Origin of the sequence: Nonomuraea sp. NPDC049637 (genome assembly GCF_040675235.1) — a bacterium.
Classification (GTDB): domain Bacteria; phylum Actinomycetota; class Actinomycetes; order Streptosporangiales; family Streptosporangiaceae; genus Nonomuraea.
The window spans coordinates 428353-440427 of record NZ_JBFAOM010000001.1 but is presented as its reverse complement, the minus strand read 5'-3'; the positions used below and the strand labels follow the sequence as shown (position 1 = coordinate 440427).

General features: G+C 71.8%; 11 protein-coding genes. 9 read left to right on the top strand and 2 right to left on the bottom strand.

Translation table 11 applies throughout. The features are described from left to right. Nucleotides 1–62: 62 nt before the first annotated feature. The 8 genes from AB0J71_RS02080 to AB0J71_RS02045 all read left to right on the top strand — a co-directional run bounded on the left by AB0J71_RS02080 (nt 63) and on the right by AB0J71_RS02045 (nt 9960). Complete coding sequence (locus AB0J71_RS02080) at nt 63–1553, top strand: MFS transporter (protein WP_352327023.1); 1491 nt, start codon at nt 63–65, stop codon at nt 1551–1553. A gap of 110 nt (nt 1554–1663) precedes the next feature. Further along, nucleotides 1664–2857, top strand: coding sequence for a cytochrome P450 (locus AB0J71_RS02075; protein WP_352327022.1), 1194 nt, complete (start codon nt 1664–1666; stop codon nt 2855–2857). Beyond that, a complete protein-coding gene (locus AB0J71_RS02070) occupies nt 2854–4239 on the top strand; it encodes a carboxyl transferase domain-containing protein (RefSeq protein WP_352327021.1) in 1386 nt (461 codons plus the stop codon). Before AB0J71_RS02075 ends, AB0J71_RS02070 begins: the two co-directional genes overlap by 4 nt. Before the next feature lie 79 nt (nt 4240–4318). Next, entirely contained in the window at nt 4319–5218 is a 900-nt protein-coding gene (locus AB0J71_RS02065) for a DUF6039 family protein (protein ID WP_364412058.1), read from the top strand. Beyond that, nucleotides 5215–6951 carry an amino acid adenylation domain-containing protein gene (locus tag AB0J71_RS02060; RefSeq protein WP_364412055.1) on the top strand — a complete coding sequence of 579 codons (1737 nt, stop codon included), beginning with the start codon at nt 5215–5217 and terminating at the stop codon, nt 6949–6951. The genes AB0J71_RS02065 and AB0J71_RS02060 overlap by 4 nt, the downstream gene beginning before the upstream one ends. Nucleotides 6952–6955: 4 nt before the next feature. Then, nucleotides 6956–7900: a chlorinating enzyme gene (locus AB0J71_RS02055; RefSeq protein WP_352327018.1), complete on the top strand. Its 945-nt coding sequence runs from the start codon at nt 6956–6958 to the stop codon at nt 7898–7900. A gap of 133 nt (nt 7901–8033) precedes the next feature. Continuing rightward, nucleotides 8034–9161, top strand: coding sequence for an alpha/beta hydrolase (locus tag AB0J71_RS02050; protein ID WP_352327017.1), 1128 nt, complete (start codon nt 8034–8036; stop codon nt 9159–9161). Nucleotides 9162–9285: 124 nt separating this feature from the next. Continuing rightward, nucleotides 9286–9960: a Crp/Fnr family transcriptional regulator gene (locus AB0J71_RS02045; protein ID WP_352327016.1), complete on the top strand. Its 675-nt coding sequence runs from the start codon at nt 9286–9288 to the stop codon at nt 9958–9960. A gap of 52 nt (nt 9961–10012) precedes the next feature. Here the strand turns inward: AB0J71_RS02045 and AB0J71_RS02040 are convergent, their stop codons facing one another. Together AB0J71_RS02040 and AB0J71_RS02035 are read right to left on the bottom strand one after the other, a co-directional pair. Further along, nucleotides 10013–10729, bottom strand: coding sequence for a PIG-L deacetylase family protein (locus AB0J71_RS02040; protein ID WP_364412052.1), 717 nt, complete (start codon nt 10727–10729; stop codon nt 10013–10015). 29 nt (nt 10730–10758) lie between these two features. After that, entirely contained in the window at nt 10759–11451 is a 693-nt protein-coding gene (locus tag AB0J71_RS02035; RefSeq protein WP_364390832.1) for a DUF899 family protein, read from the bottom strand. A gap of 149 nt (nt 11452–11600) precedes the next feature. On the opposite strand from AB0J71_RS02035, the gene AB0J71_RS02030 reads away from it, so the two are divergent. Further along, nucleotides 11601–11957, top strand: coding sequence for a BlaI/MecI/CopY family transcriptional regulator (locus tag AB0J71_RS02030; protein WP_352331123.1), 357 nt, complete (start codon nt 11601–11603; stop codon nt 11955–11957). Nucleotides 11958–12075: the final 118 nt, after the last annotated feature.

The window sequence follows — 12075 nt, the reverse complement described above, 5'->3', positions numbered from 1 at the left end:
CTGGAGTCGGCATGGGTCCGCGAAGAAGTGGGACGGCTGCCAAGAACAAGGGAGGCGATGACATGAACCAAACCGGTTCGAGTACGCGCGGCCAGCTGTTCGCCACCATCGGCGCACTCCTGGCCCTGGCGCTGGCGTCGATCGACGTCTCGGTGGTGGGGGCGGCGATGCCCCGGATCGCCGCCGACCTGCACGGCCTGTCGCTGTACGCGTGGGTGGGGGTCTCCTACGCCGTCGCGGCCGCCGTCGTCGTGCCGATCGCCGGGAAGCTCGGCGACATGTTCGGCCGCAAACCGGTGCTGCTCGTCGGCCTGGCGGGCTTCCTGGTGGCGTCGTGGCTGTGCGGCGCGGCCCAGACGATGCCCCAGCTCGTCGGCGCGCGAGGGCTGGCGGGGCTGTTCGGCGGCGTGCTGATGGCCAACGTCTTCACGCTGCTCGCCGACGTCTACACGCCAGAGCGCCGCACCCAGATGCAGGGCGTCTTCTTCGGCTTCTCCGGCCTCAGCATGGTGATCGGGCCGCCGCTCGGCGGGTTCATCACCGATAACTGGAGCTGGCGCTGGGTCTTCTACGTCAACGTGCCCATCGGGCTGCTCGCGATCGCCGCCGTGCTCATCGGCGTGCCGTTCGTGCGCACCGGCGCGAGCTGGCGCGACATCGACTTCGCCGGCGTCGTCACGCTGGTGGCCGGGCTCGTCCCGATCCTGATCGGGCTCACGCTCACCGGCGACCGGCACGCCTGGACCTCGCCCGAGGTGCTGGCGCTGCTGATCGGCGGCGCCGTGCTGCTGGTGGCGTTCTACTTCGTCGAGACGCGGGTGGCCAAGAACCCGCTGGTGCCGTTCGCGCTGTTCCGCAGCAACCAGGTGTCGGTCATGGCCGTGGTGGCCTTCTTCTCCGCGTTCGCCATGATGGGCACGGCCTTCTACGTGCCGCTGCTCTACCAGGGCGTGCTCGGTGTGAGCGCGACCCACTCCGGCACGCTGCTGATCCCGATGATGCTCGGCCTGATGCTCATGGCCCCGATCGCCGGCAAGGCGATGACGGCCATGCCGCGCTACCGGCTGCTCGGCGTCTTCGCCATGGCCGCCATCGTCGCCGGGCTGCTGATCCTGTCGGCCGTCGGGCCGGACAGCGGCCAGGGCCTGCCGATCGTCGCCATGGTGCTCATCGGCGTCGGCATCGGCATCGCGTTCCCCATGGCCACGGCCGTCACGCAGAGCGCGATCCCGATGGAGCAGGTGGGCGTCGGCACCAGCCAGATCCAGTTCTGGCGGATGATCGCCGGGCCGGTCTCGCTGGCGATCCTCGGCTCGATCATGTCGTCCCGGCTCGGCGTGGCCGGTCAGGGCGGCGAGGGCGTCGCGCCGGCGGTGCTCGCCGACGCGCTGGGCGACCTGTTCCTCGCCTGCGCGATCGCGGTCGGCATCGGCCTGGTGGCCAGCCTCTTCCTGAAGGAGGTCCCGCTGCGCGACATGTCCATGGGCAGGTCGAAGGCGGGCAAGGCCGACCAGAAGACCGCGCCCAACCAGGGACGCGCCGCCAGGGCGTGACCCCGGCGCACCGGGTGGCGGGGCCGTGCGCGGCCCCGCCATCGCCATGTCCGCACGGGCCTGCTCACAGTTGAGCAGACGTACGCGGCCACCGAGGCGAGGCTGCTGCCATGGACTCCTACCCCATCCCCAGGACGTGCCCGCTGGATCCGCCGTCCGAATACCGGGACCTGCAGGCGGGGCGGCCCATCACGCGCGTCCGGCTGGACTTCGACGGGAGCGAGGTCTGGCTGGTGACGCGGTACGAGGACGCCCGCGCCGTGCTCGGCGACGCCCGGTTCAGCTCCGACTTCGCCACCCCCGGCTTCCCGGCCCGGCTCACCTCGCAGCCTCCGGGGCCGGGCACCTTCATCAGGATGGACCCGCCCGACCACTCGCGGCTGCGCCGCCTGCTGCTGCCGGAGTTCAACCGCAGGCGGGTGGAGGCGCTGCGCCCGGCCATCCGGCGCATCACCGAGGCGCTCGTCGGCGAGATGGCCGCCCAGGGCCCGCCGGCCGACCTGGTCCAGACGCTGGCCCTGCCGCTGCCGTCCCAGGTCATCACCGAGCTGCTCGGCGTGCCGTACGAGGACCGCGACTACTTCCACGAGACCACCAAGGTCATCGGCGACCGCAACGTGGAGCCCGAGCAGCGCATGAAGGTCCGCGAGGACCTGCGCCACTACCTGGAGCGGCTGGTCGCCGAGCGCGAGCAGCGGCCCGCCGACGACCTGCTCAGCCGGCTCGGCGCCCACCGCGAGGCGGCCAAGGTCAGCCGGGAGGAGGTCGTCGGCATCGCCACGCTGCTGATGGTGGCCGGCTACGAGACCATCGCCAACCAGATCGGCGTGGGCACCGTGGCGCTGCTGGAGAACCCCGATCGCCTGGCCGAGCTGCGCGAACGCCCCGAGGCGCTGCCCGCCGCCATCGAGGAGATCATCCGCCACCAGACCGTCATCGACTACGGCGCCCGCCGCGCGGCCACCGCCGACGTCGAGGTCGGCGGCAGGCTGATCAGGAAGGGCGAGGGCGTGGTCGTCGTGCTGGCCGCGGCCAACCGCGACGAGGAGGTGTGGGCCGACCCGGACCGGCTGGACTTTGGCCGCTTCGGCGACCTCGCCGACCGGCAGGAGCACCTGTCCTTCGGCTTCGGCATCCACCAGTGCATGGGCCAGCTGCTGGCCCGCGCGCAGCTGGAGATCGCCTGGTCCACGCTGTTCGCCCGGCTCCCGGGGCTGCGCCTCGCGGTGCCGCTGGAGGAGGTGCCCTTCCGCTCCGACATGTTCGTGTACGGCGTGCACGCCCTCCCGGTGACCTGGGGATGAACCGCGACCCGCGGGACCGGGTCCGCGCGCTCTTCGACCCCGGGACCCTCCGGCCGCTGCCCGGCGACGATGACGGCGACGACGGCTGCGGCGTGCTCGCCGCCCGCGGCGGCATCGGCGGCGTGCCGGCCGTCGCCTACGCCACCGACCCCGGCCGGATGGGCGGCGCGATGGGCGCCGAGGGCTGCGCCCGCATCGTGCGGGCCATCGACCTCGGCGTCCGGGAGCGGGCGCCCGTCGTCGGCCTCTGGCACTCCGGCGGCGCCCGGCTGGGCGAGGGCGTCACCGCGCTGGACGGCGTCGGCCAGGTGTTCGCCGCGATGGTCCGGGCCTCCGGCGCCGTCCCGCAGATCTCTGTCGTGCTCGGCCCGGCCGCCGGCGGCGCTGCCTACGGCCCGGCGCTCACCGATGTGGTGATCATGAGCGAGAGCGGGCGCGTCTTCGTCACCGGCCCGGACGTCGTCCGCAAGGTCACCGGCGAGGACGTCGACATGGAACGGCTCGGCGGCCCCGACCCGCACAGCAGGCGCAGCGGCCTGGCCCACCTCACCGCCCCGGACGACGAGGGCGCCATCGCCGCCGCCCGCCGGATCACCACCCTGCTCGGCGGCCAGGGCGAGCTGCGCCCCTGGGAGGCCCGCGACGACCCCGAGCTCGGCGGCCTGCTGCCCGAACGCGCCAGGCGCGCCTACGACGTGCACCCGATCGTCGCCCGGCTGCTCGACGGCCCCGGCGAGGAGCTGCACCCGAAGTGGGCGCCCAACCTCGTCACCGCGCTCGGCCGGCTGACCGGCAGGACCGTCGGTGTCATCGCCAACAACCCGCTGCGCAAGGGGGGCTGCCTCGACGCGGCGGCGGCCGAGAAGGCCGCGCGGTTCGTCCGCATGTGCGACTCGCTCGGCGTGCCGCTCGTCGTGCTCGTGGACGTGCCCGGCTACCTGCCCGGCGTCCGGCAGGAGTGGGACGGCGTGGTCCGGCGCGGCGCCAAGCTGCTGCACGCCTTCGCCGAGGCCGTCGTGCCCCGCGTGACGCTCGTGCTGCGCAAGTCCTACGGCGGCGCGTACGTCGCCATGAACTCCCGCGCCCTGGGCGCCTCCGCGGTCTACGCCTGGCCCACCGCCGAGGTGGCCGTCATGGGCGCCGAGGCGGCCGTGGACATCCTGCACCGCAGGAAGCTGCGCGACGGCCCGCGGGACGGGCGCGAGGAGCTGCGCCGCCGGCTCGTCGCCGAGCACGAACGCGAGGCCGGCGGCGTCGGCAAGGCCGTGGAGATCGGCGTCGTGGACGAGGTGATCGAGCCTGCCGGCACCCGGCGGCGGCTCGCCGAGGCCCTGCTCAAGGCCGTGCCGCTGCGCGGCGACCACACCAACATCCCGCTGTGAAGCCCCTGCTCACTATTGAGCAGGCAGCACGGCGGGCCCTCATTAGCGTGACGAACAAGCCGACAGACGGAGTGGAACGATGACCAACCCGAATCCCGTCATCCCGCCGGCCGAGCAGCAGACCTCGGTGCCCGCGGCGGATCTGATCAACTCGGCCACGGCCGGCGTGATCGTCGAGCGGACCGCCCAGGTCAGGAACGGCTCCCACGCCAAGGGGCGCAAGTTCGCCCGCATGATGGCCGAGATGGTGACCGCCAAGCAGGTGGGAGTCGCCAGCGTCTTCCTGTACGAGGAGACGTTCGGGACCAAGGACCGCCTGCACTGGCTGATCCACCTCAGCTCGCTGCACGCCTACGAGCAGATGGTGCACATGGGCACCTCCGACGACGAGTACCGCGACAACACCGCCGACAGCGGCTGGGACGAGATCTTCGTCGACGGCAGCATGACCGAGACCGTGCTGCTGCCGCAGTTCTGGGGCATGTACGGGACCGCGGTCGACGGCGAGCGCGAGAAGCAGTCCACCGTCTACCTGCAGCAGGGCGAGATCACCGGGCTGCCCGGCGCCCGCGAGCAGGTGCCGCAGCCCTACGAGCAGCTCGTCCACTCGGGCAACTGCGGCCTGCTGCTGCACCGGACCGCCCAGCTCGACTACGACTTCCGGTCCGAGGGGCGCACGTTCGCCCGCGAGGCCGCCGAGTCCATCAACGAGAACCTGCCCGGCGAGGCCACCGTCTTCGTCTACGAGGAGGCCTTCGGCGCGGCCGACCGCATCCACTGGCTGATCCACATGAAGTCGCTGAGCACCTACTACAAGGTCCTGGCGCTGCACGTGAAGGACGAGAAGGTGCGGGACCTGTACTTCCAGCAGCGCATCGCGCCCGAGCGCGGCGGCGGCACCTGGGCCAGGATGTTCGTGCCCGGCAGCATGCACGACACCGGCCTCACCCCGCACCACTGGGGGATGTACGCGACATGATCGGCCGCTGCCTGCACGAGATCTTCGCCGAGCGCGCCGCGAAGGCCCCCGACCGGATCGCCGTCACCTGCGGCGCCGAGGAGATCAGCTACGGAGACCTGGACGCCCGGGCCGACCGGCTGGCCTGCCTGCTGCAGGCCGCGGGGACCGGCCCCGGCGTGCTGGTGGGGCTGTGCGCGGACCGTGGCATCGACCTGGTGGCCGGGCTGCTCGCGATACTCAAGGCGGGCGGCGCGTACGTGCCGATCGACCCCGGCTACCCGGCGGGGCGGATCGCGTACCTGCTGGAGGACAGCGGGGTCCGCACGGTCGTCACGACGTCCGGGGTGGCCGGCCGGCTCGGCGGCGTCCTGCCCGGCGACGTCGTGCTCGCCGACACCGAGCCGCCCGATGGACGTCCCGCGGCCACGGCCCGCGACGAGGACCTGGCCTACGTCATCTACACCTCGGGCTCGACCGGCGCGCCCAAGGGGGTGCTGGTCGAGCACCGCAACGTCGTGCGCCTGCTGGAGCGGACCGAGCAGTGGTTCGGCTTCGGCGACGACGACGTCTGGACGCTCTTCCACTCCGTCAGCTTCGACTTCTCGGTGTGGGAGCTCTGGGGCGCGCTGCTGTACGGCGGCCGGCTGGTGATCGTCCCGGCCGAGGTGGCCAGGTCGCCCGAGTCGCTGCGCCGGCTGCTGGTGGCGGAGGGCGTCACCGTGCTGAACCAGACGCCCTCCGCGTTCCGGCACCTGGTGGCGGCCGACGCCCGGCAGGAGGAGCCGTCGCCGTACCGGCTGCGCCGGATCGTCTTCGGCGGCGAGCGGCTGGACGTCGAGCTGCTGGCCCCGTGGATCGACCGCTACGGCGACGAGCACCCGCAGCTCGTCAACATGTACGGCATCACCGAGACCACCGTCCACGTGACCTACCGCCGCGTCCGCGCGGCCGACCTCGACCACCCGGAGCTGAGCCCGATCGGCGTGCCCATCCCGGACCTGCGCCTCGACGTGCTCGACGAGCACGGCCGCCCGGCGACCACGGGGAACCTGCACGTCTCCGGCCCCGGGCTCGCCCGCGGCTACCTGGACCGGCCCGAGCTGACCGCCGAGCGGTTCAGGATCACGCCGGACGGCGGGCGCCGCTACGACTCCGGCGACGTCGTCACCCGCCTGCCCGGCGGCGAGTACGCCTACCTCGGGCGGTCCGACGACCAGATCAAGGTCCGCGGGTTCCGCCTGGAGCCCAGGGAGATCGAGCTGTGCCTGCTCGGCCATCCGGGGGTCGCCCACGCGGTGGTGGCCCACCGCGACTACGGCGAGGGCGACGTCCGGCTGCTGGCCTTCGTCGTGCCGGACGGCGATCCGGGGCCGGACCTGATCGACCAGCTCACCGAGCGGGCCGCGAACCGGCTGCCGGCGCACGCCCGCCCGTCCACCTACCACATCGTGTCGGAGATCCCCATGACGCCGCAGGGAAAGGCGGACCGCGCCGCTCTGGCCAGGTCCGCGCAGGCATCGTCGGCCGCCAAGGTCGTGCAGCGCATCGCCGAGGACGTGCTCGAACGCGACGAGGTGCCACCCCGGGTGGACCTGTTCGACCTGGGCGCGACCTCGCTGGCGATGACCCGCATCATCGCCCAGGTGAACGAGCGCTTCGGGCTGGAGCTGACGGGACGCGAACTGGAGGAGGAGGCGTCGGTCGCCGCCCTGGCCTCCTGCGTCGAGGAACGACTGACCGTGAGGGGATAGACCCATGCACGAGACCACCGTCCGGGGCGAGTACTCGATGACCCCGGAGGAGCTGAAGAGCTTCCACACCCAGGGCTACTTCGGCCCGTTCAAGGTCTACGAGATCGACGAGATGCGCCAGAACTGGCGGCGCGAGCGCATGCGTCTCATGGACCGCAGCAACGCCGTCTACCGCGACGACGCCGCCTCGGGCAACACCAACATCTCCAACTACGACCGGCACCTGGACTCGCCCTTCCTGGCCGACCACATCAGCCGGCCGCAGATCGTGGACCGCGTGGTCAGCGTGCTCGGCCCGGACGTGCTCTGCTGGCGCACCGAGTTCTTCCCCAAGTACCCCGGGGACGAGGGCACCGACTGGCACCAGGCCGACACCTTCGCCAACGCCTCCGGCAAGCCGCAGATCGTCTGGCCGCAGGCGGAGGAGTTCGGCGGCACCATCACCGTCTGGACCGCCTTCACCGAGGCGAACGAGGACACCGGGTGCCTGCAGTTCATCCCCGGCACCCACGAGACGATGTTCTACGACGAGACCAAGCGCATGCACTACGACCCCAACAAGATCAACAAGGAGGATAAGGACGGCGTCCGGCGCGGCTTCTTCGGCTACGACTACCGCGACCTGCAGATCGACCCCGACTGGAAGCCCGACGAGTCGCAGGCCGTCTCCATGGTGATGAGGCCGGGGGAGGCCATCCTGTTCTGGTCGACGCTCATGCACGCCTCGCTGCCGCACAAGGGCCTGACCGACGAGATGCGCCTGGGGTTCGCCGCCCGGTACGTCCCGACCAAGGTCGACGTCTACCCGGACACCGACGAGATCGAGGAGTACGGCGGCCGGGTCAGCCTGGACCGGTACGGCGCCGTCCTGGTCACCGGGCAGAACACCAACCCGAACAACCGGATCGCCACGGCCACCACCACCGGCCATCCCTTCACCACCCGATGAGGCCCGCCGTGACCTCCCGAAGCCCACGGCGCGCGGCGACCCGTTCGCCCTCCGGCCACCCGACCTCTGCCCGCCCACAGCACGCGGCGACCCGCGCGCCTTCTGACAACCCACGGAATGCGGTGATCATCTCGTGGCCGCCGAACTGAGACGTCTGACCCGGGCCGTGCAGGACGCGCGGCCGCTGGCGGACGTCCTGCGGCATCCGGTGCGCCTGGCCGGCCCGCCCGGCCTCGCCTCCCTCCTGGGCCGTGTGACCCGACGGCTGGGCGCACCGGACTTCGCCCTGACCGACCAGGACTCGCTCGACACCTTCGAACGCCTGGTCAGCGACCATCTCGCGCTGCGCGACGGCATGGGCGAGGACCTGCCGCCGGACACCGTCGACGAGGTCGTAGATGGCGCGGCGCGGGACGGCTTCGAGGGGTTGTGCACGCGCGAGGAGGTCGCGCGGGCGGACGGGGGCCCGCCGCTGCCTGCCTACGCGGCCGGCGACCCGCAGGCCCCGGCCGTCGTGATCGTGGCCGCCTGCGGCATGCCGGCCCGTCTGTGCGAGCAGTGGATGCGGTTCCTGTCCCGCACCCATCACGTCCTCACCTGGGAGACCCGCGAGTTGTTCGGGCCGGTTTCCGCGGCGGAGCCGCCGGACGTGGGGGTGACGGCGCAGGCCGGCGACCTTTTCGCGGTCATGGACCATTTCGGCGTCCGGCGCGCGCACTTGATGTGCCTGTGCGGCGGAGCCGTCATCGGCCTGGCCGCCGCGCACCTCGATCCCGCCCGCGTCGGCTCGCTCAGCCTGTGGCACGGCGACTTCGCCGCCGTCAAGGGCGCCGACCGGACCCACCACCAGCAGAACCTGGTGGCGCTCATGGAGATGGCCGCGGCCGGCCCCGACCGGGCCGCCGCCATCCATCCCGTGCTCTGCCAGACGATGCTCTCCTCGGTGCCGCCCGACCTGGCGCACCTGGTGGTCTACCCGTACGCGACGCCGGAGTTGCTGCACCGCTACTGCCGACTGAACGGCGAGATCATGACGACGGACGTGAGCCCGTGGCTGGCCGGGATCGACCGGCCCGTCCTGGTGGTCTCCAGTCACGACGACGAGACCGCCCACCCGGCGGGGTCGAAGGCGGTGGCGGCGGCGCTGCCGGACGCCGTCCTGCATCTGCGGGCGCACGGCGACCACATATCGCTGTTCAAGGGTGACCCGGAGTTGATGGATATGGCCCGGGACTTTATTGACGCCGCCGCGGTCCGATAACGGCCGAAATTTGCTTCCAGGCAATTCTCCGGACATGTCAGAGAATTATGGGGCAGCTTGTTAATCAGTCGATTGATGGGTAGGGGCAACGACAACATGAAATGAATTCCGAGGGGCGGGGTAAATGAAGCCATCCGACGCTGCGCGACTGAGAGCCGGGCTCCGCTCCTTCATCTCCCAGGAAACGTCGGGCGCCTGCTCGATCCGGGTGCCGAAACGCGCCAACATCTACAACTGCGGCCAGCGCGACAGCAACATCTACGTGATCGAGAGCGGCCAGGTCAAGACCCAGATGTACGCGCGCTGCGGCAAGGAATGCCTGCTCTCGATCTTCACCGCCGGCGACATCTTCGGCGAGTCCTCCCTGCTCGGGGCCGAGCGCAGCGAGACGGCCACCGCCATGCGGACCACCTGGGTGCGTCGCATCCCGGCCGCCCGCTTCCGCGCCGCCATGGCCGACAACGAACTCATGGACGGGTTCATCGACTATCTCGCGCTACGCCTGCGGGAACAGCAGGAAGTGATCGCGACAATGGTCACGATGGACAGCGAGCAGCGCCTGGCCTCCGTTCTCCTGCGCTTATCGAGAAAGATCGGTAAGCGCCGTGCCCCGAATGTGCGGGCCATCGAGGAGCGCATCACCCAGGAAGAACTCTCCGGCATGGTCGGCACCACCCGGTCGCGCGTCGGATTCTTCCTCAAACGATTCAAGGACGCCGGCCTGGTCCTGCCCACCTCCGACCCGTTCCTGGTCGTGGACGAGGAGCGCCTGGCCGAGTACGTCGACGAGGTCAACTGACGGAGCCGCCCCCGGCCCGGTCCGCGCGCGGCGGGCCGGGCCGGGCCGCGTTTCAGCAGGAGATCAGCTCGAACGGCACCGCCGGACGGCCGCCGAACCGCTGACCCGCGGCGTTCACGAACCCCTCCAGCGGCACCCGGGCGCCGCCCGGCGGCACCCCCAGCGCCGACAGGTACGCCGCGTGCGCCTCGACCGAGGCCAGCGCCGCGTCCAGGTATCCGGTCACGTCCACCGCGTGCGTCGGCCGGACGGAACCGGCGATCGCCACGTACTTGACGCCGCCCCACGGCTCGGCCCCGGCGTCGGGCAGGATCCAGCGGTTTCCCGCGTCGAGGACCGCGTCCAGCACGGCCCGGCCGGTGACGCGGTGGTCGGGGCTGTTCCACTTGCCGGTGAAGGTGAAGTCGTGGTGGTTGAAGGTGATCACCAGCTCGGGCTGGTGCCGGCGCAGCGCCGCCACCAGATCGTGCCGGAGCCGGGGGGAGTGCTCGATCCCGCCGTCGGGATGGTCGAGGAACTCCACCGACGAGACGCCGACGATGGCGGCGCTCGCCCGCTGCTCCTCCTCCCGCACCTTGCGCGCCTGGTCCGGCGGCATCGAGTCGATGCCCGCCTCGCCGCGGGTGAGCAGGAGGTAGCCGACCTGCTTGCCGGCGCCGGTCCAGGCGGCCACGGCGCCGGCGCTGCCGAACTCCATGTCGTCGGGGTGGGCCACGACGGCCAGTGCTCTCGTCCAGTCATCGGGCATGGGCTGTAAGTCGTCCGTCATGTCATTCCCCCTGACATGACGGAAGATCGCTAAACCTGATCGTCCGGCCCGTAGCGGCGGGCGATCTCCTGGGAGGAGGGCCAGCGGCTGTAGGCCGGCGAGCGCGGCCAGCCGCCGGGGGAGTCCTGCCATTCCTCCTGCCGCCCGTACGGCAGCAGGTCGATCAGCGCGAAGGTGTGCGTGAGCTGCTCGGTGCCCCGGCCGTCGGTGTGCCAGGTGCGGTACACGGCCTCGCCGTCGCGCAGGAACACGTTCACGGCGAAGCCCGCGCCGGGCGGCGCGCCGACGTCGGCCCCGAACGGGCTGCCGGCCGTCGAGTACCAGGGCATCCGGTTGCCGACCCGCCGCCGGTAGGCCAGTGCCTCGTCGATCGGGCCCTGGGTGACGACGACGAAGCGGGCGTCGTAGTCGTCCAGGAACTCCAGGCGGGTGAACTGCGCGGTGAACCCGGTGCATCCCGGGCACTGCCACTCCTTGCCCGGGAACCACATGTGGTTGTAGACGATCAGCTGCCGCCTGCCCGCGAAGACGTCCGCCAGCCGGACCGGCCCGTCCTCGCCCTCCAGGACGTAGTCGGGCATCCGCACCATCGGCAGGCGACGGCGCTGGGCGGCGATGGCGTCGAGCTCACGGGTGGCGGCCTTCTCCCTGGCCCGCAGCTCGTCGAGCCGGAGCCGCCAGGTCTCGGCGTCGACGACGGGCGGTAGTGCGTTCGCGCTCATGGTCCCTCACTGATCGGTCGCGGTTTCTCGAGGCACAGGGACAGACCGGCCGTGCCCGCGAAACTCATCGGCGGGCCCGCCCGTACGGACTCCCGAGCACGTCCTGGCGGTAGCCTTCTCCTTCGGGCAGGACCCGGGAGGGGGCGCGGATGCAGCTCGGCAATCTCGAACGGTCGATCATGGAAGCCCTGTGGCGGCATCCTCAGGGCATGTTCGCCCACGACCTCGCGGCCGGCCTGCCCTCCCGGCCCGCCGTCACGACGGTGCTTACCGTGCTGATGCGCCTGGCGAACAAGGGCATGGTCGTCCGCGAGCGCGTCGGCCGGGCCCACCTCTACAAGGCCACCGCGGGCAAGGACGCCTTCGTCGCCGAAGCCATGCGCGCGGCCCTGGCGGAGGCGGGCGACGTGGTGGCGGCCGTGCAGCGGTTCGTCGGCACGGTGACGCCCGAGGTGGCCGCGGCGCTGCGCGAGGCGCTGGAGGAGCAGGACGGACCGGCGCGGTGATCGCCTGGTTCGCCGCCGCCGGAGTGGCGCTGCTGCCGGTGACGCTGGGCGGCCGCGTCGCCCGCGCCCTGGCCGGAGCCGCCTGGTCGTACCGTTGCCCGCCCGCTGCACCTCCCGG

Excerpts from the sequence above, each read along its gene's own strand:
- AB0J71_RS02080 (WP_352327023.1), top strand. The coding sequence starts at position 63 with ATGAACCAAACCGGTTCGAGTACGCGCGGCCAGCTGTTCGCCACCATC.
- AB0J71_RS02075 (WP_352327022.1), top strand. The coding sequence starts at position 1,664 with ATGGACTCCTACCCCATCCCCAGGACGTGCCCGCTGGATCCGCCGTCC.
- AB0J71_RS02070 (WP_352327021.1), top strand. The coding sequence starts at position 2,854 with ATGAACCGCGACCCGCGGGACCGGGTCCGCGCGCTCTTCGACCCCGGG.
- AB0J71_RS02065 (WP_364412058.1), top strand. The coding sequence starts at position 4,319 with ATGACCAACCCGAATCCCGTCATCCCGCCGGCCGAGCAGCAGACCTCG.
- AB0J71_RS02060 (WP_364412055.1), top strand. The coding sequence starts at position 5,215 with ATGATCGGCCGCTGCCTGCACGAGATCTTCGCCGAGCGCGCCGCGAAG.
- AB0J71_RS02055 (WP_352327018.1), top strand. The coding sequence starts at position 6,956 with ATGCACGAGACCACCGTCCGGGGCGAGTACTCGATGACCCCGGAGGAG.
- AB0J71_RS02045 (WP_352327016.1), top strand. The coding sequence starts at position 9,286 with ATGAAGCCATCCGACGCTGCGCGACTGAGAGCCGGGCTCCGCTCCTTC.
- AB0J71_RS02040 (WP_364412052.1), bottom strand. The coding sequence starts at position 10,729 with ATGACGGACGACTTACAGCCCATGCCCGATGACTGGACGAGAGCACTG.
- AB0J71_RS02035 (WP_364390832.1), bottom strand. The coding sequence starts at position 11,451 with ATGAGCGCGAACGCACTACCGCCCGTCGTCGACGCCGAGACCTGGCGG.
- AB0J71_RS02030 (WP_352331123.1), top strand. The coding sequence starts at position 11,601 with ATGCAGCTCGGCAATCTCGAACGGTCGATCATGGAAGCCCTGTGGCGG.